Raw genomic sequence first — 25,825 nt, forward strand, 5'->3', positions numbered from 1 at the left:
GAGTCGGCCAATGCTCCGGTCGCTGACCCGCGTCTTCGATATACGTCCCGGCGAGCGCCGGCTGACAGCCTTGATGGCGCTCAGCTACTTCCTGCTCCTCTCAACTTTCTATTTCCTCAAATCGGCCCGCGATTCGCTGTTTCTCTTCAAGCTGACCCCGGAGCAACTTCCGTTGGTCTTTATCGTTTCGGCCTTGGCATCCATCCCGATCGCCGGGTTCTACATCAGAGCTTCGCGGCGGCTCTCTCTTCTCAATCTGATCGTCGGCACCTCCTTCGTGTTGATTGCCTGTCTGGTTCTCTTGCGCTATCTGCTCGCCGTCGGCTCAAGCTGGGTCTTTTACGCTTTCTATGCCTGGGTGGGAGTATACGGAATTCTGGTAACGGCGCTGTTTTGGCTCCTGGCCAATGCCGTTTTCGACGTCCAGCAAGCCAAGCGGCTGTTCACGTTTCTCGGAGCCGCGGGAATCCTGGGTGCGTTCTGCGCCGGTGAAGCGACGAGTCTGTTGATCAATCGGGTTCATCTGGCGACGGAGAACTTGATCATCCTCGCTGCCGCGATCCTGGTTCTCGCCACGCTGGTCATCGCGCAGTTGGCCAAGCTGCATCACGAGTCCACCCGAGAAAGAGAGAGCAGCGCAAGGCCCGAAGACGGTTCGACCCTGCCTACGATCGAAGTCTTGCAGACCGTGCGGAAGTCCCGGCTCCTGCAGACGATCGTCGCCTTGATCGCTGTCGCCGTCATGACTTCGACCATCATCGACTTTGTCTTTAAGGAGATCTGCTTCAACGCGTACGGGGGCAGCAAGCAGGAGTTGACGGCCTTCTTTGGCGTCTTCTATGGACGCGTCAGTCTGCTGGCGCTCGTGATTCAGCTGCTGCTCACCTATCCGTTGGTTCGTCGGCTGGGGGTCGGCGGAGTCATCGTGATCATGCCTCTGACCCTGATCGGTACCTCGCTCGGTGTGATCGTCGCGCCGCTCCTGTTGCCGGCGTTGGCGCTGAAAGGCTCGGAGGGTCTGCTGGAGTACTCGGCTGATCGCAGTGGCCGGGAACTACTGTTCATGCCGTTGTCGCTGGATCTCAAGAAACGCGTGAAAGTCTTTGTCGATGTCTTCGTTGATCGGCTCTTTCGCGGCGTGGCCGGCGTCGTGCTGCTGGTCGCCACCGGCGTCTTCGCCTTTGGCGCCCGGCAGATGGCTGTCATTGCCGCCGTCCTGGCGCTGGTCTGGCTGCTCATCGCGCTGGTCGTCCGCCGGGAATATGTCGAAACCTTCAGGTTGGCAATCGAACATCGCGATATCGACATTTCCGACCTTCGTACCGCGATTGATGATTCGCAAACGCTGAAAATGCTGACCGGCTACCTTTCCAGTCCCCATGAACGCCAGGTGACCTATGCGCTCGATCTGCTCAAGTCGGCTCGCGATCCGAGTCTGGTCGAGAGCATCAGTTCGCTGCTGCGCCACGCCTCACCCGAGGTCCGCCGGCGCGCGGTCGAGGTCTTGCAGGAATATCATGAGCTTGTTAAGTGAAATTGAAGCGCTCCTGGGCGACGATGATCTGGGAGTGCGGCGCGAGGCCATCTACTTGCTTTACCTCAAAGCTGGAGCGGCAAAAACCGAACTTCTCCGCCAGTTTCTCAACCACGCCGACCCGCGCTTGCAGACGGCTGTTGTGGCATGTCTGGCCGAGCACCAATTACCGGAAGCTCACGACTTGCTCGACGAAGATCGCTTGGAGACGTTTCTCGTTCGCACGGATGGCGATGCCGAGACCGGACGACTGGAAACCGCCAAACTCCTGGGTGTACTGGCGGGCGAGCACTTCGGCGTCTTTCTTGCCCAGTTGCTCGCCGATGAGTCGCCGGTGGTCGTGCGGGAAGCTATCGCCTCCGCCGGTCGTCGACGTGACGCCAACTTCATCCCAGCCCTGATCGACAAATTGGCCGATCGGCGCTTCCGCGGCGCAGCTAAACCGGCGCTGGCAGCGTATGGGGCGGAAATCCTGCCCCGCTTGCAGACTCTGCTCCTCGATCCGGCAACCCCGGATGTGATCCGGCGCAATGTGCCGAGCGTTATTCATCGCATCATCCACCAACAGTCGGTCGATCTGCTCATCGTCGCCGCCGGTCAGGTGCCGGACCATCAGAAATTCGCCATCGTGCGCGCGCTCAACAAACTGCGGCAGGCTTCGCCGCGGCTACGCTTTCCGCCAGCCGCGATCGCAGACTTGGTGGTTGCCGAGGCGCGACGCGCGCTCCTGCTGGTGGAGGCCGGCATGATCCTGTCACGCGAAACGACCGACGCGGTCGATCGCCTCTGCCTGCGCGCCGTCAACGAACGCCGCCGCGACGCGCTGGAATTGGTGTTCCGGCTGCTTGGATTGCTCTATCCGTCGCAGGACATCTACGGCGCGTACCTGCGCATCAGCAGCGACCGGCGCGAGCATCAAATCAACGCCGTCGAGTATCTGAGCAATCGCCTGACCGGCGCGGTCCGCGGCCATGTTCTGCCGCTGATCGAAGGTCACACTCCCGCGGCGATCCTCGAACTGGCGGCGCCGGTCTATCGCCGGCAAATGATGACTCCGGTCGACGCTCACCGCCTGATGCTCGGCAGCGCCGACTACTGGCTGAAAGCCTGCGGCCTGTATGCCGCCCGGCGGGTGCCATTCGCCGACCTGCGCGCCCATCTCCGCGACGCCGCCTTTGACAATTCGGCGATTGTCCGCGAAACGGCGCTGGCGGTTGCCGCTGAACTTGGTTATTAGTATTTGCGGTTGGTGTGATGCTGACGACGATCGAAAAAGTGATTCTGTTGCAGGCGGTGGATGTCTTCGCCGATGTACCCACGGCCAATCTGGCCTATATCGCCGCCATTGCCGAAGAGGTCAGCTTCGCGGCCGGTACGACAATCTTCAGCGAAGGTGATCCGGCGACGGCCATGTTCTTCGTCCTCGACGGCCGCGTCAGTCTGCAGCGCGACGGCAACGAAATTGCCGTGGCGGAAGCCAACCAGGGTTTCGGCGTCTGGGCACTGTTCGACGAAGAGCGGCGCGTGGTCACCGCCACCACCGTCACCACTGTGCGCCTGTTGCGGATCGAAAGTGAGAGCTTTGCCGAAATCCTTGCCGACCACGCCGAAATCGCCCAGTTCCTCCTCAAGACCCTGACGCGGCGGCTGCGCAGCATTATGGAGCGCCTGCAACTGGAGCATGGCCGCCGTCCGGCTTGACATTTGCCCCGTCAAGCATTACCAATTCAAACGGAATGTCGAAGGATAAGGCTGATATCAAGAACCCAGTTAATCCACCTTCGGTCATGATTGTGGATGACGAGGAAATCGTCCTGACCAGCCTGCAGTCGTTGCTGCGGCTGGACACCGACTATCGCGTCGTCACTTTTCGCTCGCCCGTCGAGGCGCTGGCGGAGCTGCAGAAACATCCGGTTGACGCCGTCATCTCCGATTTTCTGATGCCGCAAATGAACGGCCTGCAATTCCTCGCCGAGGTCAAGCGCCTGTATCCCTCCGTGCCGCGCATCCTGCTGACCGGCTATGCCGACAAGGGCAACGCAATTAATGCCATCAATGAAGTGGGTCTGTATCAGTACATCGAGAAGCCATGGGACAACGATCACATCAAGCTGGTGCTGCGCAATAGCCTGGCGACGAAGTCGCTGGAGGAGACACTGCAACAGAAATTGCGCGAGCTGGACGAGGTGCTGCGCCATCGCGATGCCCTCGCCACCCGCGAAGGGATGCTGCGGCAGGAGCTCGATCTGGCGCGACAGGTGCAACAAAACCTGCTGCCGCGGCGACTTCCGGAGGCCAACGGATTGCGCATTGCCGCCAAGTACGAGCCGGTGCTCGAAATCGGCGGCGACTACTACGATATTCAGGAACTCGACGAGAGTCGGCTCGGGATCCTGGTTGCCGATGCCACCGGCCACGGCATCCAGGCGGCACTCAGTACGGCGTTGCTCAAATTCGCGTTCAGTACGTTGATCAAATCCGGTCAATCGCTGCCGGAAATCGTTACCGGCATGAATGAGATCCTGGGGCGCGGCCTGCCGGAAAATTCCTTTGTCGCGGCGATCGTCGCGATTCTGGACAAACGGCAGAAGTCGGTCGAGATCATCAACGCCGGGCTGCCGCATCCGCTGATCTGGCGGCGCGCCGCCACCACAGTCGAGCGGGTCGCCGCCAACGGGTTGTTCCTCGGCATCGACCTGCCCCTGAGCTACTGCGCCAGCGAAGCGACCACCGTCTCGCTCGGGCCGGGTGATCGTTTACTGCTGTACAGCGACGGCCTCAGCGAAGTGCCCGGCCGGGACGGCCGCTTCTTCGGCGATGCCACCATGATCGAGGAAATCGAACGACACGCCGCCACTCCACTGGAACAACTGCTCGATTGGCTGCTGCAGTCCTCGCGCGAGTTCTGCGACGGCTCGCAGGAACCTGACGACACAACCATTGTTGCAATAGAGACAATTTGATTGGATTCGGAGTCTGACTATGTCGAATACTGCCAAAGATTCTTCCGCTCTCGATAAACGCGAGACCATCGTTATCGTCGATGACGAGGAGATGGTCATTACCAGCCTGAGCTCCTTCCTGAGTCTGGAAACGGAATACAACGTCAAAGCTTTCACTTCCGTGCAACAGGCGCTCGAATTCATCGGCGCCAATGATGTCGATCTCGTCATGTCCGACTATCTGATGCCGGAGATGGACGGCATCACGTTTCTGGCCAAGGTCCGCGACCTCAAACCGCAGGTACCGCGCATTATCCTGACCGGCTACGCCGACAAGGAGAACGCCATCAAAGCAATCAACGAGGTCGGCCTGTTCCAGTACCTGGAAAAGCCGTGGGATAACGACGATATCCTCATTGTCCTGCGCAACGGCCTCGAACGCAACAAGCTGATGAAAAAGCTGCAGGAAAAGATCGACGAGATCAACCGCGCCTATGCCGAACTTCAGGTGCTGCAGCGCGAAATCGTCAAAGCGTTCGTCTGACCCCCTAACCGGGTTCTGCCCGAGAATTAGCGCGGTATTAACACCCCGCTAACAGCCGCTTCTACCTTTGCTCCGTCTGTCTGGAGAAGACAGCTCGTCCGGCGCCCGTCGCGCTGGGCTAAGACTAACGGAGGGAAGGAATGGAAGCAACCTTATCGACCACACGGCGGCCCCGGGCCAGCCGATTCTTCAGTATCGCATTCGCTACGTTTGTCGTCTTGCTGCTGTGCGGCTGGTGGAGTAACGTCGCGGCGCAATCGCCAACGACCGGTCGCATCATGGGAAAAGTCGTTACCCGCGACACCGGTGAGCCACTCATCGGCGCCAGTGTCATGATCGACGGCACCAAACTCGGCGCGATGGCCGATCTTGACGGCAACTACATCCTTAACAATGTACCGCTCGGTGTCCACCGCCTGATTGTCTCGGCGATCGGTCATACGCGAACGATCATCGACAGCGTTACGGTCGAAGCCGGCCAGACGGCCAAGCTGGATTTTGGCCTGAAGTCGGAAGCCGTCGTCGGCCAGGACGTTGTTGTCGAAGCCGCCCGCGTCAAAGACACCGAAGCCGCTTTGCTGAATCTGCGGCAGCAAGCCCCGGCGGCGCAGGATGCTATCAGCTCCGAAGTCATGTCGCGATCCGGTGCCAGTGATGCCGCCGCTGCTTTGACGCGCGTCACCGGTTCCAGCGTGATCGATGGCCGCACCGCCGTGGTTCGCGGTCTGTCGGGTCGCTACTCCAATACCCAGTTGAACGGAGCGCAACTCCCCAGCACCGATCCGGACAAGCCCGCCGTCCAATTGGACTTGATTCCGGCCGGATTGCTCGACAATATCACCGTCCAGAAAACCTTCACCCCTGACCGGCAGGGCAATTTCTCCGGCGGCGCCATCAATCTGAGCACCAAGGATCTTCCCGAGCGGATGACGCTCAAGTTCAGTTCTTCCGTGTCCTGCAATTCGAATGTCTCACTCCATGACGGCGTGCTGACACACTCGAGTGGTCCCAAGGAGTGGCTGGGCTTTGACGATGGTTTCCGCAGCGCACCTGCGGAGATCGTCGACTCAAGTTTCCGTACCCCCGGCTACACGACCGTCGGCGACAGTCGCAACGCCGCCGGCGCCGAATACCTCGACCGCATTGCCAAGGCGCTGAGCCGCGACTTCGCCTTCACCGAGCGCCGGGCTCCGCTCAATCAAGGCTATGGCCTGTCGTTCGGAAATCTCTACCAGCTCTTCAATCGCCCGCTCGGCGTCCTCGGTTCGCTCACCTACAGCCGCAATAACAGCTACAGCGGTGACGGCATCTACCGGCGTTATGAAGTTGAGCGGATCGGCACCGAAGTGACCGGGCTCGGCACCTATCTTGACTACGCCGATCGAAAAGCTTCCGAGGAAGTACTCTGGGGCGGTCTGCTGACCGCCAACCTGCTGCTCAGTCCCAACCACCGACTGCGCTTCAGCTTCAATCGCAACCAGCACGGCGAGAAGATTTCGCGCCAGGTGGAAGGCATCTACACCAGTTACACCGTGGAAGCCGGTCAGCGGCTGCGCAGCCATGTCTGGCAGTACACCGAGCGCTCCATGCAGGCCCTGCAGTACGGCGGCGAGCACTCGGTCAAACTCCCGCTCTTGAACCGCACCCGCATCGAATGGAGTGCCTCGACGAGCCGCAACCGGCAGGACGACCCTGACCTGCGCTTCTGGACCGATATCGCCAACTATGACGAAAATGACAGCCTGATCTCGGCCGGCATCGTTACCGGGTTTCCTTACCCGACTCACTTCTTCCGCTACCTCACGGAAACCAATCGCGAGTACAAAGTTGACTTTTCGGTTCCGATCGAATTTGCCAATCCCGGTTCGAAACTGCGCTTCGGAACAGCAATCTTTGACAAGTCGCGCAGCCAGGACAACTGGTTGATCCGACTGAATCCCTCCGAGCGACCCGACCTGTTCTCGTCCTACAACGGCGATCCCGGCTCCATCCTGACCGACGACAAGATCGGCAAGATTGATTCCACTTTCAACAGCTACACCAATTCGTGGAATTACCTCTGGGGCATTGTGCCGGAGAATCTGACCCAGAAAGCGGATGTCTATCGCGGTGACCAGGATATCCTCGCCTTCTACGGCATGCTCGACTGGAAATTGACCTCGCGCTTTGATCTGATTGCCGGAGCACGGCTCGAGCACACCGACCAGTGGGTTGAAACCATTGACACGACATCGCTCGATTTCCGTGGCGCCTATAACGTCTCCGATTGGTTGCCCTCCGTCAATCTCGTCTATCACGCCCAGCCCGACATGAATTTGCGCGGCGCCTTCAGCATCACCACCGCGCGCCCGACGATTCGCGAGATGGCCCCCTTCTACAGCTACGAATTCCTGACCGGCAATAACAACATCGGCAACCCGCGCCTCACCCGTACCCTGATTCGCAACTGGGATTTGCGCTGGGAGTGGTTTACGCGGCCGGGCGAAGTGATCGCTGTCAGTGGCTTCTACAAACACTTCTCCGACCCGATCGAGCGCTTCAATCTCTCCGAGAACGGCGATATCAGCTTCCTGAATGTCTCGCGCGCACTCGTCTACGGTGCGGAGTTCGAGGTTCGCCGCCGCCTGGATCATACCGGCATCGCCCCGCTCCGGAACTTGCAGCTCGGCGCCAACCTGACGATTGTCCAGTCCGAGGTTGACATCGACGCCCGCGAACTCGCGTACCGTCTGAGCAACGGCTTGACCGACTCCACCGAAACCAAGCGCCCGTTCGGCGGCCAGTCACCATATGTCCTTAACTTCGACATCGCTTACACCAGTCCGGGCGCGACCACCGAGATCGCTTTCTTCTACAACATCTTCGGCGACCGCCTGGCCGAGGTCGGCTATCAAGCGCCCGATATCTTCGAGAAGTCTCGCCAGCAGGCGGATCTGTCGATCATGCAGCGCGTCTTTGGTCCGCTGACCGCACGATTTGCCGCCAAGAACCTCTTCAATGAAGACCGCAAGCTCATTCAGACGGCCGCCGGCAAGGAGTACATCCGCTCGCTCAGCCGCGAAGGCCGAACTTATACAATCGGCTTGTCCTACTCGCTATAGCCGCACTCCGAGAACTAATCGGCACCTCATCGCATCCTAACCGAGAGGCGCCATTCTTCTTGCGGATATGGTTGAACGTTACACCAGCGCAAAACCCGCACGTATGCTTCTCCGCGAGCTCCCGGCGACCTCGCCGCTCAAGAATCTCCGGGTGCCGCGCGCATCCACTCGATTTCGATTTGTGACCCAAGTTGCGAACCAAGAAAGGAAAATTATGAACAGGAGGAAATCCGTGTATCGTCTGTTCTTGTTGCCACTGACTCTGCTCCTCATGATGGCGAGTTGGGCCTTCGGACAGTGCATAATCGAGCCCGGTAAAACCCAGGTCTTAGTACCGATCGGCGACATCACGACCGATCAAACCTGGACTGCCGGCAACGTCTACGTGCTGCAAGGGCCGACCTACGTGGTCTCCGGCGTCACGCTAACCATCCAGCCCGGTACCGTGATCAAGGGCATCACCGGTCTGCCGGCCGGATCAGTCGCCTCGCTCATCATCGAGCGCGGCGCGCAGATTATCGCCAATGGCACCGAGCAAGCGCCGATCATCTTCACCGCCTGCACCGACGACCTGAACGATCCGACCGATCTGGATCGCTCCAATCGCGGTCTCTGGGGCTCGCTGATCATCCTCGGCAACGCCCCGATCAATGGCACGGTCACCCCGCCGAATACGTGCGCGACCAACTTCATCGAAGGCATCCCACCATCGCCAAAAACCGAATATGGTGGCTGCGATGCCTTCGACAATTCCGGCATCCTGCGCTACGTGCAACTCAAGCACGGCGGTTCGATCATCGGCGCCGCCAATGAAATCAACGGCCTCACCCTCGGCGGCGTCGGCTCCGGAACGACGATCGAGTACGTTGAAGTCTTCGCCAATCTGGATGACGGCTTCGAGTTCTTCGGCGGAACCGTGAATTGCCGTTATCTCATCTCGGCTTTCAACGACGACGATGCTTTCGATTGGGACCAAGGCTACTCCGGCAAGTTGCAATTCTTGTTCTGCATCTACGACTCGACCAACGGCGATCGCGCCTTCGAAATCGACAGTGATGATGGCAACGCCGATACGCAGCCGTACGCCCGCCCGACCGTCTACAATGTGACCGCGTTCGGTCGCGGGGAAGTGCTCACGACCGCGCCGTCTAACCAAAATGCCGCCATTCATTCCAAAGAGAACAATGCCGGTCACTTCCGAAACTCGATCTTCTACGAATGGCCGCGTAATGGCATCTTCATCGAAGATCAATCCGGCCCGTCGTTCAGCCTGAATCCGATTCCCGACTGCTCGATCCTCGGTGGCCAGATCGACGCCGAATATCACAGCCGCTGTCTCACCGGCCCGTTCACCAACCCGAATTGGGTCGGGGGTTACAGCAATCAGAATCCAGTCTTCGCAGTGTCCAACTTCGATGTCTTCGGTACCATCTGGTGTGCGATTAACAGCGCGGCGATCACGCCCACCCTCGTGGCCAGTTCGCAATCCTGGACCGAACAGCGCCTCTTCACTGATTATCCGTCACTCGGTGGCGCTATCGCCGGTGTCCCCGGCGGAGCTTGGGACAACGTCATCGAAAACCCGATCTTCGCCGGCAATAATCGGGCCAAGAGCCGCTTCTCTGGACAAAACGCTCTGGACCCGCGCCCGGCCGTCGGCGGACCGGCATTTTCGATTGGACTAAAGGACGCGCCGGCCGAAGATCCTTGGTTCCAATCCGCACCGTATGCCGGGGCGTTCAATGCCACCAACAATTGGATGATGAACTGGACAAATCTCTGGTTTGCCGACTACCTCAATGAAGGTCCGGCCGTCAGCGGAAAGTGCGGCGATGCCGACTGCAGCGGTGCATACTCGATCTCCGATGCGGTCTACCTCATCAACTACATTTTTGCCGGCGGCCCGGCGCCGTGCTCCCCGCTAAACGGCGACGCCGATGTCAGCGGCTCAGTCTCAATCTCCGATGCCGTGTACCTCATTAACTACATCTTCGCCGGCGGCCCGGCACCGGCCTGTCCAAATTGCAGCTAACGACTTGTTGCCTCACTATTTCGACGAATGGGCGGAGAATCATGGTTCTCCGCCCTCGCCATTATTGGACAAATTCCGATAGCTTTTGACGTCTTTCAAGGTTCATTCTTTACCCTCCAAATCTGATACTATTTGTTATATTTTTCACGATCTGAGCCGATAGACACTAATAGCAAAATAGGATGATTTGTCTACTTTTTGCTTGACATTGATATGCCCAGAAGCTATTTATGCGAGCAGAAACAGGAGAAGAAGCGCCGATCATGTGAATTATTTCACAAATAGTATTGGTTCGGTGTCGTACGATTACAGGAATAGAGGTGATACAGTATGGCATTTACACGTCGGGATCTCTTTAAGCTGGCTGCTGCGGGAAGTGTCTCCGTCCTGGCAGGGAAGCTTGAAGCAAAACAGGATGAGTTTGCGCTTGATTGCAGTCAGACTTATGGCGTGCTCGTTGACACCGTTGTCTGCATCGGCTGTCGCAAATGCGAGTGGGCCTGCAATAATGAACACAAACTCGCGAATAAACCACTGACAGCTTTTGACGACAAATCGGTATTTCAGGGGCACCGTCGCCCGAATGACAATGCCTATACTGTCGTCAATGAGTTCCACGACCCGCAGACATCAAAGGCCTTCACTATGAAAGTGCAGTGCATGCACTGCAATCGCCCGGCCTGCGTCTCCGCCTGCATCGTCGGCGCACTCCAGAAGAACAAGAGCGGCTCGGTCGATTACGACGCGTGGAAATGCATCGGCTGTCGCTATTGCATGGTTGCCTGCCCGTTCCAAATTCCAGCTTACGAGTACCGTGAAGCCCTCAAGCCGCGCGTGATGAAATGTACATTCTGCGCTCACCGGCTGGAAGAGGGTAAGATGCCGGCCTGCGTCGGCATCTGTCCCAACGAGGCCTTGACCTTCGGTACCCGACAAGAATTGATCGAAGTCGCCAAGGAACGCATCAAGGCCAAGCCGGATCGTTACTACAATCATATTTACGGCGAAACGGAAGCCGGCGGCACCAGTTGGATGTACCTCGCGCCGGTCGACTTCGTCCACACCGAGTTGCCCAAGCTCAACAGCCGGCCCATTCCGGAAACGACTGAAACCATCCAGCACGGTATCTTCAAGTCCTTCGTTCCGCCGCTGGCGCTGTACGGATTTCTCGGCCTGATCATGTATTCGATGCGCGACAATAAGGAAGACAAGGAGTCGGAAAATGACCGCTCATGAAATCCCCGCGCCGGTAACCCGGGTGCCGTTCTTCACCAAGGGCACGATCATTGTCGCGGCCGTTGCGGCTTTTGGCATCGCTGCCTATATCTACCGCCTGATCTTCGGCCTGGAGGCCGCCACCAATCTTGATAACCAGTATCCCTGGGGGATCTGGATTGCCATCGACGTCGCCTCCGGCGTCGCTCTCGCTGCCGGCGGATTCACGACCGCCGCCTTGGCTGACATCTTCCATAAGGAACGCTACCACTTGATCACGCGGCCGGCACTCCTGACGGCGATGCTGGGCTATACGTTCGTGGTGATCGGTCTGCTGGCCGACCTCGGACGCTACTACAATGTCTGGCATCCGATGCTGCCGAGTATGTGGCAGGGCAATTCGGTGCTCTTCGAAGTCGGCATGTGCGTCATGGTCTATTTGACCGTGCTTTACATTGAGTTTCTGCCGATCGTATCGGAGCGGTTCATCGGCCGGGTCAACCTGCCCGGCCCGCTGCGCGTCTTTAACAAGCTGATCGACGGCTGGTTGCGCATCTGCCGCACGTTCTTGGGCAAATTCATTTCGATCTTCATCATCATGGGCGTGGTGCTCTCGTGCCTGCACCAGTCGTCGCTGGGGACACTCATGGTCATCGCGCCGACCAAGATGCACCCGCTCTGGTATTCCCCGATCTCCCCGTTGATGTTCCTGATGTCGGCGATCGCGGTCGGTTTCCCGATGGTGATCTTCGAATCGCTGCTGGCCTCGCGCTCGTTCAAATTGCCGCCGGAGACCAAAGTGCTCTCCTCGATCGCGACCTATACTCCCGTGCTGCTCGGTGCTTATCTCGCCGTCAAAGTTGGTGACCTGACTCTGCGCAACGCGTGGCCCTATCTCTTCGAAGGCAGCGTCGAATCCACGATGTTCTTGATTGAAATCCTGCTGGGTGTCGTCGCGCCGATCCTGCTCCTATCGTCGAGCAAAATCCGGCACTCGGTCAGCGGCCTCTTCGTGTCGGCCTCGCTGGTGATCTTCGGAGTGCTCCTGAATCGCATCAACGTCTTCCTGATCGCCTACGAGCCGCTGTATCCCGAAAATACCTACTTCCCGTCGATCTTCGAGATTGCCGTAACCGTTGGTTTGGTGGCGGCTCTCGTTTTGGTATACCGCTTCTTCGCGTTGAATTTCCCGGTCATCGCGCAGCCGGCCGATCAAGCCGCCGAACGCGAACGGCCGCATGCGGTGAAAGCGGCTTGATGAAAGGACTCAGTTTCATGAACAAGCATCACGCGGCAGTCTGGGGTTTCGTGATTGTCGTCTTGGCGATTGGCCTCGCATTGCCGCTGACCGCACAAAAATCAACTATGCCGGCCGCGCCGCAAGTGGACTGCTCCGAATGTCATACGTGTGCCGTGCCGACTCTCTCCGAACCTTGCCTGAAATCGTGCCCGCGCACCACGATGGTGCATCAACAGGGACGCCACGATGTCACCGAAGCACCCGACTCGATGTTGATCGACGAGTTGGCCGATCTCTACCAGCCGGTGCGCTTCGGCCACAAACTCCACGCTTCCATGGCCGAAATGGGGGCCGAGTGCGCGACCTGTCATCACTACAGCCCGCCGGGACGCATCCCGCCCTGCAAGGAGTGCCATTCGACCGCCGCCGAATCACGCGATCTGGCCAAACCCAACCTCAAGGGCGCTTACCACCGCCAGTGCTTGTCATGCCACCGCGAATGGAGCCATGACACCCAATGCATTGTCTGCCACCTCCCCAAGGTTGGAGGGGCGCTGGCCGGAGAAGTATCGGACCCGACCGACATCATGGGTATCCCACACCCGGTGATCACCGTACCGGCGAAGAAGGTCTATGACACGCCGTACAAGCAGGCGCCGATCGTCACCTTCCAGCACAAGGAACATATCGATCTGTTCGGCTTCCGCTGCGTCGATTGCCACGAGAAAGAGAACTGCGGCAACTGTCATGATATCCAGCAGCCGGCGAAAGGCCAGAAAACCCAGGAACAAGTCCACGCCGTGTGCAATGACTGCCACAAGCAAGACCAGTGCGCCAAGTGCCACGACACCGTCGAACGGCCGGGTTTCACGCACAATACTACCGGCTGGCCGCTCAACCCTTATCATACCAACTTGGATTGTTGGGCCTGCCATCCGACCGGCAAACGCATCTCCAAGCTGAGTCGAATGTGCGTCAATTGCCACAGCGGCTGGAACAGCGAGAATTTCAAGCACGCCATTACCGGTATCAAGCTGGACGAAATCCACGCGGAACTGGATTGCACCGATTGTCACAAAGACCGCAAGTATGAAGTCGACCCGGTCTGCGAGGACTGCCATGATGACGGCCGTACCGCCGAAACGGCTCCGCCCGGCATGAAGGTCAGGATGCAACGGCATTAACGCAAAGAGTCGGCTCGCGCCGCGACAGCGTCGCTTGGTTGCGAGTTGCCTGCTGATCACTTCTCCTCAGTGTGATCTGATCGTGTTGTGGGAACGCCCTCCCGCCAAGAGCGGGAGGGCGTAGTGTTATCAGTTGGCTGACTGCATCATCGAATCGTGATCGTGATTTGTGACGAGCGCCCGGCATCATCCATGCAGATCAACTTGTGCCGGCCCGGCGTCAGTGTGATGAAGACGCGACTTGCCGGATCGCCCGAGAAGATCAGCTTGCGATTCTGAAACCAGTAGATCGTCCGTGTCTCGTTGGCGACCGAAGCATCCAACAGCAGCTTCTGGTACTCCCGCGCCACCTCGGGCCGAATCTTGAATTCGGCATCCGCTGCGGGCGACACGATCACCGGTCCGCTGCCCTCGGCAACCGTTGGACATTGCGGATTGTGTGCTGGGATCTTGTCAATCGCGTGACCGTGCCGCGCCAGCCACGTGGCAATGTCAGCGGGCCAGCGCGAGATGAGCCGCTCTTCGATCTCGTGTCCGGCGCGACAGTGATTGCACAACCGCACTCCCGATCGGGCATCGACCAGAATCTGTTCGTGAACATCGCAGGTGCGATTCGGCGAGATGCCCTCAATGAACAATTCCTGCTCCGTCGCAACACACAGCGCCGTGGGCGGCATCCCGGACACTGCGCAAACCTGGCGCACCGACACGCGGTCCGGTCGCGCAAACCACTCAACCTGCATACCGGTGTTCAGTGATTCGAAAAGCGTGAACAACAACGGTGCGGCAACCTCGGCCCCGACCAACCCCGGACTTCCGCGGCCGTCAAAGTTGCCGATCCAGACACCGACCGTGTAGTTGCGATTATAGCCAATCGACCAGGCATCGCGCTTGCCCAGCGATGTGCCGGTCTTCCAGGCAACCTTGGGGATATTCACGGCGGCATCCCAGACGCTTGGAAGCTCGGGCCGCCTCAGTTCCGCCAGTATCTCAGTGACAATGTATGTGGCTTCCGGGGCGAACAGGACTCTCCCGGCAACCTCGGGCTGGTCGAGTAGCGCCCGGCAGGGAGTGAAGACGCCGGTGTCCGCTAATGCCGAGTAGAGATTCGTCAACTCCAGCAGCGTGACTTCGCACCCGCCCAACACGATCGGCAAACCGTATTGCGTCCACGGCTTGTTGAGTGTCGAAACGCCGCCGTTCTTGAGGAGCTTGAAGAACTCCTCGCCACCGACAGCCGCCGCCAGGTTGATCGCCGGCACATTGAGCGATCGAATCAACGCTTCCTCCGCGCTGACGACACCGCTGTAACTCTCGTCATAGTTGACCGGCTTGTAACCTCCGAACTCCACCGGCACATCATTCAGCAGAGTGCGCGGAGAAATCACGCCGCGGCCCAGCGCCAGGGCATAGACGAACGGCTTGAGCGCCGATCCCGGTGACCGCGGCGACAGGGCACCGTTGACCTGGCCGAAGGCCGTTGAGTCGAAGAAGTCATGCGATCCGGCCAGCGCCAACAGCTGGTGGGAACGATTGTCAATGATCACCACGGCGCCATTGTTGATGTCGCGCCCTTTCAAGCCGGCGACATGCTGCAGCAGTGCTGTCTCGGCGAGTTCCTGCACGTGGCGGTCGATCGTGGTCGCCAACCGCTCGCGATCAGGATAGATCCGGCGCAGGTATTCCGCCAGGTGCGGTGTGCCGAAAGGAAGATCACGCCGCCGCTCCGGGAGGCTCTCGCTCTCTGCCGCGAGCACTTCTGCCGCAGTCAGGTCACCGCTGTTCTGCTGCAGTTTGAGCACCCGATCGCGCGCCCGCCGCGCTCCTTGTGGGTTTACGTCCGGTCGATGCCGATTCGGCGAATTGGGAATCGCCGCCAGCAGCGCCGCTTCCCCGCGACTGAGTTGCGCCGGTGCCTTGCCGAAGTACGCCCATGATGCGGCGCCGACGCCGACGATATTGCCGCCGTAGGGTGCATGGTTGAAATACAGGGTGAGTATCTCATCCTTGGAGTAGTGCAACTCCAACTGCAACGCCCGGAAAATCTCGATCAGCTTGCTCATCAACGTGCGCTCTTTCGGCTCGATCATGCGCGCTACCTGCATCGTTATCGTCGAGCCGCCTTGAACGACATGGCCGGCCCGAAGATTCGCGATTGCCGCCCGAACCAGCGCTGCCAGATTGACACCTGGATGATGGAAGAAGTGGCGATCTTCGTAAGCCAGAACGGCATCAACTAGCGCCGGTGCGATCTCGTCACGGCGCACCCGCAACCGCCACATATCGTCCGGCGCCAGAAATGCGCGCAGTAGCTCGCCCTGGTTGTCAAGGACGAGAGTCGAGGATTTCGGGAAAAGACGGTCGTGCGGCAGCGGAAAGCACAGGTCAAGCGCGACCAAGACGATTGCCGCCGCCAATAACACGATTCCCGCGCGGCCCGCCGCCCGCCGCCACTGTTTCTTTATCACCGCTCGCTCCTCAGGGCTGCGTCACCGTGATCTTCCCGCTGGACGCCACCGAGCTGATCATCGGTGCATACATCGCCTCGGCGCGCACCGATGGCAGGACAAACGTGCCGGCACTCACCACGCGCAGGCCGTAGTAGATCTTTTCTTCCCGACCGGTGGCGAAGTCCCCATAGATGATCATCCGGTCGTCGCGAATATCCATGTAGCGCGGCTGATACACCTTTTCGCCCATCCATTTGATCGCCTGCCGCGATTGCAGGCGTGGATTCTCAATCTCAAATGCGCTCGGCAGCAGATCGACGATCGCCACATTTTCCACCGCCTCCGTCGGCGCCTTGATCGTCAATTCGGCGATGATCAGATCGCCTTGCCGGAAATTCCCGCCCGTCAGCGGATTTCCGTCCTCATCGAGGAACCGCCGCCGCACCTGCAGGTCACGGTCATACTCATCAACCTTGAGACCGGCCGGGAGTCCGTCCGCTCTCCAATAGAAATAAGCAGTGCCGCTTCCGGTCAGCGTGATCTCGATCGTCTTCCCGGCCCAGTCCTTGGCGCGAAAATCGTGCTGGTCGGGTGTCAGTCTGCCGATGATGGCTCCGTCGACTTTGACCGTGCCCGTGTAATTCGCATCTCCTTGTTTGCGGAAGATCTTGCCCAGCGCCATCAGCGCGAAAGCGTTTTCCTGCGTCGTGTGCCAGCACGAGCGGTCGTTGGCCGATTTCATCAGGCTCTCAACCAGCTTCGGCACCAACGGACTGGCCGGCTCCACCTCGGCGAGGATGTCGAGCATGATCGCCTGCGCCCGAACCGGCGAATTGAAGTTGCCGCCCGACTCCCAGCGGTCGCTGGTGTCGCGCGGCGCCAGCGTGTTCGGCATCAGTGTGCGCGCAGTCACCAAATCCCCCAGCAAGGCATAGGCGCCGGCCAGTTGGTATTGCGAGTACTGCGACAAGCGCTCCAATGCCGCCGCACGAAGGAAATTCATCGTCGATCGATCCGGCTTGCCCGCTAACGCCAGGACATAATTGGCGTAGGTTGCCGTCTCGTACGAGGCTTGGCGCGCGTCGGAATAGTATTCGCCGCTGTCATCGCCGTAGTCACGCTCGCGTCGTCCCGGGCTGTGCGCCGGGTAGTTGCGCGCGAAGATCTGCAGCGCGTTCAATGCGCGATCGTAGACACGATCCGGCACCGTATACCCGGCACGGCGCGCTTCCACCAAAAAATGCGTCGCATACACTGAACTCCAATTGTGCTGGTAGCTGCCTTGCGGCCAGTACATGAACGCACCCGAGGTCAACTGCATATTGGCCAGTTTCGCGATGCCTTCCTCAATAAAGTAATCAACGCTGTTCTTATTGAACAATTCCGGCTCGGCCAGTCGCGCCAGATCGTCAAAGTAGAGCATTGGAAACAGCTTCGAGGTTGTCTGCTCCAGGCAACCATGCGGATAGCTCAGCAGATATTGCAGGCTGCCGGCGAACCGCACAGCCGGGAATGATGAGACGGTCAACGCGTAGTCACCGGTGCCGGGAATGAAATCTGCCGGCAGCTTGAACAGCGCCGGTGCCGCTGCCGTTACCGAACCTTGGCCGGCAAGCGTCACGAAGGGAACCGGCGGTCGCAGCGGCACATCCTCGGTCACATTCGCCTCGACGCCGTTGCCGCCGGCGGCAACCGTGAACTTCACCGCCCCCATGCCGTCGCCGGCCTTGATGCGGAAGTACGCCTGCGCCTCGCGGCCGCCGCTAACCTGCAAGGTCTGCGACACCTCTCCCAGGACCGTTGCCGGACCCTCGGCTTTCACGCTGACCGTGAACCGCCCATCTCGGCCGGTGCCGTTGTAGATTCCCACCGGGACAATCAACTCATCAGTCGAGCTGAGGAAGCGGGGAAACGTCGGTGTCAACACCAGCGGTTCGCGAACGTAAACACGCTTCTCAGTGCTGCCGAAGCGATCACCGCCAAATGCCGCCGCCATAATCCGCAACTGACCATTAAACTGCGGCACCTTGAATGTCACTGAACCGGTACCGTCGGCATTCGCTTTGACCAGTCCCGACCAGAAGGCAACCGGCTTGACGCGGGTCAGACTCGAAGGTGTCAATTGGCGCCGCCGTGCGGCCTCGATATCGCCGGCCGGCGATTTCTTCAGCAGGACCTCCGGCAAAATCGCGCTGTAAAGATCATATGACTCCACCGCCAGTTTCTTCTTGCTGAAGAAGAATCCGTGCGGATCAGGCGTCTTCATGTCGGTCAATTGGCAGATGCCCTCATCTACCGCAGCGATCGTGACATACGGCGCCGCCGGCACCATGTCATTGATGTCGAATTTGATTGTGAGGTCCGAATTCGGGCGAATCTCGGACGGCGTCTGCAAGTCAATCGCCAGTCGTTGGGCATCGGTGTTGATCTTGAGCGGTACCACGCCGAAGGCGCGCACCGGCGTATCGCGTTCGAGCTTATCAGTCGAGCGAATCAGGTGTGCCGAGACGTACACGTTCGGCTTCCAGTCCTTGGCGATCGCCAGACGCAACGTGGCTGTGTTTTCCTTCAACTGCACAATCTGGTGGGTGAAGACTTTTTCCCGCTCAACCGTCAGCAGCAGCTTGCCGCTGAACGGCGCTCGCACTTGCACGATCGCCGTCTCGCCCGGGAAATAAGCCTCTTTATCCAAATCCAACTCGATGCGGTCAGGGTTGTCCATTGCCCAGGGCGAATAGCCCCAGCCGGAGGAGTAAAATTCCAGCGACGCCGAACCGCCGCCTTTGCTGTCGGTCGCGATGACGCGGTACTTGCCGTACTGGTCCGGTGTTACGTCGAAGTTGCCTATGCCCCCCGTCGATGTGACCGTGAAGCGGTCGACTTCCTGCACCACCTGCTCCGAAACATACCGATAGTAGCCGCGCGATGGGTCGTTGCGTAGAATGCTCTGCCAATAGATATGCTGCAAGACTACTTCCACGGTGCGGCCGCCCATCGGTGAACCGATCGGGTCAACCGCCACAAATTCAAACTTGGTCGGGCGATTCGGCTGGCCGTATCCCTCCTGTGTCTGCCGCAGGCCGACGTACGCCGGATAGGGATTAATCGGCGCACCGGTGTAGGCTGTCACTCCCCGCCCGCCCGGTTCAAGCACGGTCACTGAGATGACTCCGCGCAGTGCCGACGGCGGCGTCACCGGCGCACTGGTCGGGATCGTATAGGTGAATCGCCCCTGATCATTGAGCTTCGCCTCCGCCAGCGGCGACTTCTGCTCCTTGAACTGCTTGGTTGCATCCGCGAAATTGAAACTCTTGAACTTCTCGGGCGTGAAGGTGAACGGCTCTACCGTGATCTCGCCTCGGACGGCGCGGCCGGAAGCAGGCGGCCCGAAGAGCGTGACCGCGTCGACATCCAGCTTGATCGACTCGCCCGCGCTGTACGTCGTCTTGTCGGTCTTCAGCGTCACCTTCATCCGATCCGGCATGAACTCCTCGACGCTGAAGCGCGCCCGCCCGATCTCGAGATTCTCGCCGATCAACAGCGTTGCCGAGTAGCGTCCGGTCAGCAAGTAGTCGGGAATCGTTGCGCTGAATTCGGCACCGCCTTGCGAATTGAGCGTCGCCTTCTGCTCATTGATGATTTTGCCGTCCGGCGCGGTCACGCGGAATCGCACCGGGAACGCTTGGGGCACCTCGGCGTTGGCGCCACGCACAATCGCCGCAAAGTGCGCCGTTTCGCCGGGACGATAGATGTCCCGCTCCAGATAGAGATAGCCCTCGTAACCGCCGACCAGGAACGGCGCGCCGTCAACATCAAAGTCGGTCGTCGGAATTAGGCGGCGCGTAATCTCTACGAACGACAGGTCCTGCCCCAGGGACGCGAGAATCAAGTAGGGTTCCAGCCCCTTGCCCAACGCGGCGAGATCACCGAAGACGGCGATTCCTTCGCCGTTGGTCGTTACTTCTGCCAACTTTTGATTGTTGCGGCTGAGCAGCGTCACCTTCGCGTTGGCGAGCGGCTGCAACTTGCTCAGCGAATTGACCCAAACCCACAGCTCGTTCTCCGATTTTTTGACGAGAATTCCCAGGTCGGTGGCAACTACCCATTTGGCGGCGACGTTCCAGCGGTTCTGTCCGTCGCGCGCGGTGAGCCGGTAAATACCGGGACGTTCGGCGTCGAGATAGTCCCGAACATTGACCGGCGTGACCACCTCGTCATTCGGTCGGTTCTCGACCGGCTGATCCCATTCTTTGACCGTGCGCCCCATCGCCTCCATGTTGTAAACCCAATCGTACCACCGCCCGCTTTCGGCCAGGTCATTGGCGTTGAGAAGGTAAACCAGATTGTTGGCAAACACCTGCTGTACCTCGAGCGACACCTTGTCCACATTGATCGTCGCTACGCCGACATTCATGTCACCGGTGCGGGTGAGATAGAAACCTTGGCCGACAAAATCTACCTGCGGCGGGATATTCTCGCGTGCCAAGATCACCGCGCCGGCGAAGTCACGCTTCAACTCCGAACCGTCGATCGCGCGCAGCCCTTTTGTGACCTTGACCTGATAGGTGGTAGTGGCATCGAAGTTGCCTCGCAAATCGAGGTGACGATGGGTGCCGCTGATTTTGTACGCCACCGGCGGCTCGACCGCAACATACCGGCCCGCAACTTCCGGACTCACCGGCAAATTGAATTCGATCCGAATTGCCCGCGTCGCCGGATCATAGGGGGTCGGCAGAACGCTTTCCACCAGCAAATCAGTGCGCCCGGGCAGGTTCAACGGCGTGACATGGTCTTCCAGCAACCCGCTGTCGCCGCCGAGGCACTTGAGTCCCTTCGCGATCTTGAGGTAAATCTCCCGCGCCTCCTGCCCGCGCGCCGCATTGCTCGCCTTCAGGCTCAGGAAGGCGGAATTGTCCTGTGTTTCGACTTCGAAGGGAATCTTGCTGCCGTTGGCATCGACGATGGAAATATTCCTCCCGGCCTCGCTTGGATCCACCGCGTAGTTGAACTCAACCGATGCCACCAGGTCCGCTTGCTGATCAGTCTCCGGCTTGAGATCATAGCTCAATATCGCCGAGATCACTCGAAACTGCGGCGTCACAAAAGCAAAGCGCCGCTCCCCACGCAAGACGAATCCGAACTCGGATGTCAGCTTCGATGTCACCTCCGCCGTGTAGCGCGTCGACGGTGCCAGCTTGACTTCCGGATAAAACCGCAACTTGTCGCGGGCGATCCACTCGCAACGCCCCGGGAGTTTGGGTGAAAATGCAATCGGCGAAGCTTCGAGCGCCACATCGAGCAGCGAATCGGGCGCCACCTCACGGGAGAATGTCACCGTGAAATTCGTCGTCTGCGGCACCTCGCCACTGGGACTGAAGGCCTCAACCTTGACCGTGTCGCCGCCGGTGCCACTGGTACCGATGTAGATGACTCCCACAATGATGATCAGCGATAGCACCGCAATGATGCTGGTCAACAGCGTCTTGCTGACACCGCCGCTATTGTTGAGCATGGCCGCCTCCATATTTCGTGATGTCCCAGTCGGTCCGACGATTCACTCCATCGGCACCGAGCCCGGATTGTAGAAACTTGAACATGTTGAAACACCCCTTGAATAAAGATATATGTTGTTGTTTCGATCAGACAAAGCCCTTTACATTTGATCGATTCTTCGCACGACGGATACCAGTTCGTCGTGCAGAGAACACTGATTATACACGCGATTGTGCAATTCGACAGAAAATAGAAGTCAGCGATGCCGACGAGCAATCAGGCGAGGCAGTATCCGTCCAGACCGTTGCCGATAACCCTCGTACTCGTCGTAGCGTTCAAGCAACAACGACTCCTCATGTCGGGATTTGATCTGGAGAAATGCAACGATCAACACCCACAGGATCGTTATTGGAAGAGTGGCATACCAAATCAGGATTCCTGCCGTTACCAATACGACTCCAAGATAGATCGGATGCCGCACGTAGGCATAGATCCCGTTTGTCACTAGCCGAGCCCTCTGGTGCGGGGTTGGCACTATGTTAATAATCGAGTCGCGGTTAGCCCTATGATAGACGATCAGCGCGGCCGCCATCACCGCAAACCCGCTCAGTGCAACCACGGCGCCAACAAGTGTCTGATATGAGAATCGCTGTATCGGCCGCGTCAACACGACGGCGACTCCCAACGCCGTGAGCAGTGTCCATTGCGAGGTCATAATCATCGCAAGCTTGAGTTTGCGGCTCATCATGTATCTCCAGACTTCGTTCGATTGGAGTGCGGTTTCTCGAAGCTTACGAAAGAAATCCTTTGAAACAAGACCGAACTCTGAATATTTTGTCCAAGAATAACGACGGCGTGCTGGAGGTTTCAGTCTGCAAAATTTGCTCCTTCTTTTTTCAAACCTGCAGTCATTCGCGTTCCGTCGTGTCTCCGGTTACTCCCGTGAATCCCTGAACTCGACAGAACTGGGCAGCCAATGATCGAAACGCTTCGAAACGGCACGGAAAAGTTGAGTGGCCTCACCAGTGCTGAAGCCCAGCGCCGCCTGGCGGCCGACGGTCCCAACGCGCTGCCCTCCTCGAAACATCGAAGTTTCTGGCGAATCGCCTTCGAGGTCGTCAGCGAACCGATGTTCCTGCTGCTCCTGGCCTGCGGCTTCCTCTATTTCATCTCCGGCGATATCACCGAATCGCTCCTCCTGCTCGGCTTCGTCTTCGTCATCATGGGCATCACCCTCTATCAAGAACGTAAGACCGAGCGCGCGCTGGAGGCGTTGCGCGATCTATCCAGCCCCCGGGCGCTTGTCATTCGCGATGGCGCCAAGCAGCGCATCGCCGGCCGCGACGTCGTGCGCGACGATCTTCTGCTATTGGCCGAGGGCGACCGCGTCCCCGCCGACGCAATTCTGCTCGAGGCCAACAACCTGACCATCGACGAATCCCTGCTGACTGGCGAATCGATTCCGGTGCGAAAGAAATCGGGCGCCGGCGATGCGCCCATCGCTGCTCCGGGCGGCGATGACTTGCCCTTCGTATTTTCCGGCACCCTGGTTGTGAAAGGGCAGGGAATTGCCCGCGTGGTCGGGATCGGTCTGAATACCGAAATCGGGAAGATCGGGAGGGCTTTACAGTCGGTCGATACCGAGGGCACGCCTTTGCAGAAAGAAACCGGCCGTCTCGTGCGCACCTTCGCCTTCCTGGGAATCGCGCTCTGCAGTGCAGTCGTCGTTGTCTATGGTCTCACCCGCAATGACTGGTTGCAGGGCTTTCTCGCCGGTCTGTCCCTGGCCATGGCGATGCTCCCCGAAGAATTCCCGGTGGTGCTTACGATCTTCCTCGCTCTCGGCGCCTGGCGCATCTCGCGCGCCAACGTGCTGACCCGCAAAGTTCCGGCGGTCGAAACACTCGGTTCCGCCACCGTCCTCTGCGTCGACAAAACGGGTACTCTGACCATGAACCGCATGTCGGTGCGCGAACTGTACGCCGACGGCGAGTACCACGACCTGAAGCTGGCCAAGTCTGATATTCCCGAAGTCTTCCACGAGGTCGTCGAATACGCCATCCTCGCCAGCCCCGCCGATCCGTTTGATCCGATGGAACGCGCCATGCGCGAACTCGGCCAACGGAAACTGGCCAACACGGAACACCTCCATGATGACTGGACCTTCGAGCGCGAATACCCGCTGACGGACGAACTCCTGGCCATGACCCGGGTCTGGCGCTCGCCCGACAAGCAAGACTACGTGGTCGCGGCCAAGGGCGCCCCCGAAGCCATTGCCAATCTCTGCCACTTCTCGATCGACAAGACCAACGGCCTCGCGCGCGTGATCGACAATATGAGCAGTCGCGGCCTGCGCGTCATCGGCGTTGCCCGGGCGCAATTCCATACGGTTGGATTGCCACCGGGCCAGCACGACTTCGAATTCGAATTCGTGGGATTGCTGGGACTCGAAGATCCCGTCCGGCCGCTGGTCAAGGAGGCGATCAAGGAGTGCTATGCCGCCGGTATCCGGACAATCATGATCACCGGCGACTATCCCGGTACGGCGCAGAACATCGCTCATCAAATCGGGCTGAGAAACCCCGGGGAGGTCATCACCGGCGCCGAATTGCAATCGCTCGGCGATCAGGAACTCAGCGCGCGCCTCAAGCACGTCAATCTCTTCGCCCGGATGGTCCCGGAACAGAAACTCCGGCTTGTGAAAGTCCTCAAGGAGATGGGGGAGGTTGTGGCTATGACTGGCGATGGCGTGAACGATGCCCCGGCCCTGAAATCGGCTCACATCGGTATTGCCATGGGCGGCCGCGGCACCGACGTGGCTCGCGAATCGGCAGCGCTTGTACTGCTCGAAGACGACTTCGGCTCAATCGTGCAGGCGGTCAAAATGGGGCGTCGGATCTTCGACAATCTCAAGAAGGCCATGATGTTCATCTTCTCAGTGCACGTGCCCATTGCCGGCTTCTCATTGATTCCGGTGATCCTCAAGTGGCCGCTGGCGCTGTTTCCGGTGCATATCGTGTTCCTGGAGCTGATCATCGATCCGGCGTGCTCGATCGTGTTTGAAGCGGAGGCCGCCGAGACGAACGTCATGGATCGGCCACCTCGCAAGCTCAACGAACCGCTGTTTGGCCGCAAAGCAGTCCTCGTTAGCTTGCTTGAAGGGCTGATTATCCTGACTTCAGTGCTCGTGGTCTATGGCTTGGCGCTAAACTCCCACACCGAAAACGCCGCGCGCGCTCTCGCCTTTACGACGCTGGTCGTCTGCAACCTCGGCCTGATTCTCACCAACCGGTCGCAATCTCAGTCAATCCTCAAGACGATCTCCACGCCGAGTCCCACGACCTGGTGGGTAGTCGGCGGCACGGCGGTGTTCCTGTCGCTGGCGCTGTTCGTGCCATTCTTTCGGGATCTCTTCCGCTTCGACAAACTCCATGCTACCGACCTGATCCTCTGTCTGATCGCTGCTCTCGCCAGTGTCGCCGTGCTCGAAACTCTCAAGTGGAAACCAGTGCGGCAGATCCTCGGAATTCGAAAATGATTTCGCGTCCCGCCTGTCTCGTCAAGACTTTGAAGCCAAGATAGTTACAAATTTCACAAAGTCGTTGCGAAAGAATACTGCCTGGGTTATATTCACGACAATGTTTTGGCCGATATCCATTGTATGAGAACTTTGCCCGGCCATGGGCGCGTGATGGAAAGAGGATAAAATGGCGTTAGATAAAATCGTGGTCGTTGGCGCCGGAACTATGGGTCAGGGCATCGCCCGAACCATTGCGGAAACCGGTACGGAAGTCATCCTCAACGACATCTCCGAGGAAGTCCTGAAACACTCAGTTGAATCCCTCTCAGACTCGTTGAACCGCGAAATCGAAAAGTGGGGTATCACGAAATCCGAGAAAAAAGCTATTCTTTCGCGAGTCAAAGCCAGCACCGATATCAATATGGTCAAGAAAGCGCGTATCGTGATCGAGGCCATTCCCGAAAGCATCGAACTGAAGCGCGATTTGCTGGCACGACTGGATAAGTTCTGTCCGCCCGAAACGATCTTCATCACCAATACTGCGACCCTCTCGATCTCGCAGTTGGCGTC

At 58.9% G+C, this 25,825-nt stretch carries 15 protein-coding genes; 12 read left to right on the forward strand and 3 right to left on the reverse strand.

The features are described from left to right. Positions 1-10: 10 nt before the first annotated feature. From IT585_03810 to IT585_03855, 10 genes are all read left to right on the forward strand, one after another. Positions 11-1,534, forward strand: coding sequence for a hypothetical protein (locus IT585_03810; protein ID MCC6962356.1), 1,524 nt, complete (start codon positions 11-13; stop codon positions 1,532-1,534). Beyond that, the gene (locus tag IT585_03815) at positions 1,518-2,771 is read left to right on the forward strand and encodes a hypothetical protein (protein ID MCC6962357.1); all 1,254 of its coding nucleotides are present in this window, start codon (positions 1,518-1,520) and stop codon (positions 2,769-2,771) included. Before IT585_03810 ends, IT585_03815 begins: the two co-directional genes overlap by 17 nt. Before the next feature lie 17 nt (positions 2,772-2,788). Continuing rightward, complete coding sequence (locus IT585_03820; GenBank protein ID MCC6962358.1) at positions 2,789-3,235, forward strand: Crp/Fnr family transcriptional regulator; 447 nt, start codon at positions 2,789-2,791, stop codon at positions 3,233-3,235. A 35-nt stretch (positions 3,236-3,270) separates the two neighbouring features. Then, the gene (locus IT585_03825) at positions 3,271-4,497 is read left to right on the forward strand and encodes a SpoIIE family protein phosphatase (GenBank protein ID MCC6962359.1); all 1,227 of its coding nucleotides are present in this window, start codon (positions 3,271-3,273) and stop codon (positions 4,495-4,497) included. Positions 4,498-4,516: 19 nt separating this feature from the next. Next, complete coding sequence (locus tag IT585_03830) at positions 4,517-5,020, forward strand: response regulator (protein ID MCC6962360.1); 504 nt, start codon at positions 4,517-4,519, stop codon at positions 5,018-5,020. A 140-nt stretch (positions 5,021-5,160) separates the two neighbouring features. After that, positions 5,161-8,121, forward strand: coding sequence for a TonB-dependent receptor (locus IT585_03835; GenBank protein MCC6962361.1), 2,961 nt, complete (start codon positions 5,161-5,163; stop codon positions 8,119-8,121). Positions 8,122-8,353: 232 nt separating this feature from the next. Further along, positions 8,354-10,153 carry a hypothetical protein gene (locus IT585_03840; protein ID MCC6962362.1) on the forward strand — a complete coding sequence of 600 codons (1,800 nt, stop codon included), beginning with the start codon at positions 8,354-8,356 and terminating at the stop codon, positions 10,151-10,153. 330 nt (positions 10,154-10,483) lie between these two features. Next, on the forward strand, positions 10,484-11,389 hold the full coding sequence (locus IT585_03845; protein MCC6962363.1) for a 4Fe-4S dicluster domain-containing protein: 906 nt from the start codon (positions 10,484-10,486) through the stop codon (positions 11,387-11,389). Beyond that, positions 11,376-12,626, forward strand: a complete 1,251-nt coding sequence (gene hybB / locus IT585_03850) for a Ni/Fe-hydrogenase cytochrome b subunit (protein ID MCC6962364.1) — start codon at positions 11,376-11,378, stop codon at positions 12,624-12,626. Before IT585_03845 ends, hybB begins: the two co-directional genes overlap by 14 nt. 17 nt (positions 12,627-12,643) lie before the next feature. Further along, on the forward strand, positions 12,644-13,792 hold the full coding sequence (locus tag IT585_03855; protein MCC6962365.1) for a hypothetical protein: 1,149 nt from the start codon (positions 12,644-12,646) through the stop codon (positions 13,790-13,792). 146 nt (positions 13,793-13,938) lie between these two features. Here IT585_03855 and pbpC read toward each other — a convergent pair whose 3' ends face one another. The 3 genes from pbpC to IT585_03870 form a co-directional block, all read right to left on the reverse strand. Next, the gene (gene pbpC, locus IT585_03860) at positions 13,939-16,260 is read right to left on the reverse strand and encodes a penicillin-binding protein 1C (protein ID MCC6962366.1); all 2,322 of its coding nucleotides are present in this window, start codon (positions 16,258-16,260) and stop codon (positions 13,939-13,941) included. A gap of 10 nt (positions 16,261-16,270) precedes the next feature. Further along, on the reverse strand, positions 16,271-21,754 hold the full coding sequence (locus IT585_03865; protein ID MCC6962367.1) for a hypothetical protein: 5,484 nt from the start codon (positions 21,752-21,754) through the stop codon (positions 16,271-16,273). Positions 21,755-21,991: 237 nt separating this feature from the next. Next, on the reverse strand, positions 21,992-22,483 hold the full coding sequence (locus IT585_03870) for an isoprenylcysteine carboxylmethyltransferase family protein (GenBank protein MCC6962368.1): 492 nt from the start codon (positions 22,481-22,483) through the stop codon (positions 21,992-21,994). Positions 22,484-22,711: 228 nt separating this feature from the next. On the opposite strand from IT585_03870, the gene IT585_03875 reads away from it, so the two are divergent. Both IT585_03875 and IT585_03880 read left to right on the forward strand, forming a co-directional pair. After that, the gene (locus IT585_03875) at positions 22,712-25,273 is read left to right on the forward strand and encodes a cation-translocating P-type ATPase (protein ID MCC6962369.1); all 2,562 of its coding nucleotides are present in this window, start codon (positions 22,712-22,714) and stop codon (positions 25,271-25,273) included. Positions 25,274-25,442: 169 nt separating this feature from the next. After that, positions 25,443-25,825: NAD(P)-binding domain-containing protein (locus tag IT585_03880; protein ID MCC6962370.1), on the forward strand; the 383-nt coding region annotated here is incomplete at its 3' end.

It is taken from the genome of Candidatus Zixiibacteriota bacterium, from assembly GCA_020853795.1.
Taxonomy (GTDB): Bacteria; Zixibacteria; MSB-5A5; order CAIYYT01; family CAIYYT01; genus JADJGC01.

Bases quoted from the DNA above. Each gene is read 5' to 3' on its own strand.
- IT585_03845 (MCC6962363.1), top strand. From the start codon at position 10,484: ATGGCATTTACACGTCGGGATCTCTTTAAGCTGGCTGCTGCGGGAAGT.
- IT585_03865 (MCC6962367.1), bottom strand. From the start codon at position 21,754: ATGCTCAACAATAGCGGCGGTGTCAGCAAGACGCTGTTGACCAGCATC.
- IT585_03820 (MCC6962358.1), top strand. From the start codon at position 2,789: ATGCTGACGACGATCGAAAAAGTGATTCTGTTGCAGGCGGTGGATGTC.
- IT585_03830 (MCC6962360.1), top strand. From the start codon at position 4,517: ATGTCGAATACTGCCAAAGATTCTTCCGCTCTCGATAAACGCGAGACC.
- hybB (MCC6962364.1), top strand. From the start codon at position 11,376: ATGACCGCTCATGAAATCCCCGCGCCGGTAACCCGGGTGCCGTTCTTC.
- IT585_03810 (MCC6962356.1), top strand. From the start codon at position 11: ATGCTCCGGTCGCTGACCCGCGTCTTCGATATACGTCCCGGCGAGCGC.
- IT585_03815 (MCC6962357.1), top strand. From the start codon at position 1,518: ATGAGCTTGTTAAGTGAAATTGAAGCGCTCCTGGGCGACGATGATCTG.
- IT585_03825 (MCC6962359.1), top strand. From the start codon at position 3,271: ATGTCGAAGGATAAGGCTGATATCAAGAACCCAGTTAATCCACCTTCG.
- IT585_03835 (MCC6962361.1), top strand. From the start codon at position 5,161: ATGGAAGCAACCTTATCGACCACACGGCGGCCCCGGGCCAGCCGATTC.
- IT585_03875 (MCC6962369.1), top strand. From the start codon at position 22,712: ATGATCGAAACGCTTCGAAACGGCACGGAAAAGTTGAGTGGCCTCACC.
- IT585_03855 (MCC6962365.1), top strand. From the start codon at position 12,644: ATGAACAAGCATCACGCGGCAGTCTGGGGTTTCGTGATTGTCGTCTTG.
- IT585_03870 (MCC6962368.1), bottom strand. From the start codon at position 22,483: ATGATGAGCCGCAAACTCAAGCTTGCGATGATTATGACCTCGCAATGG.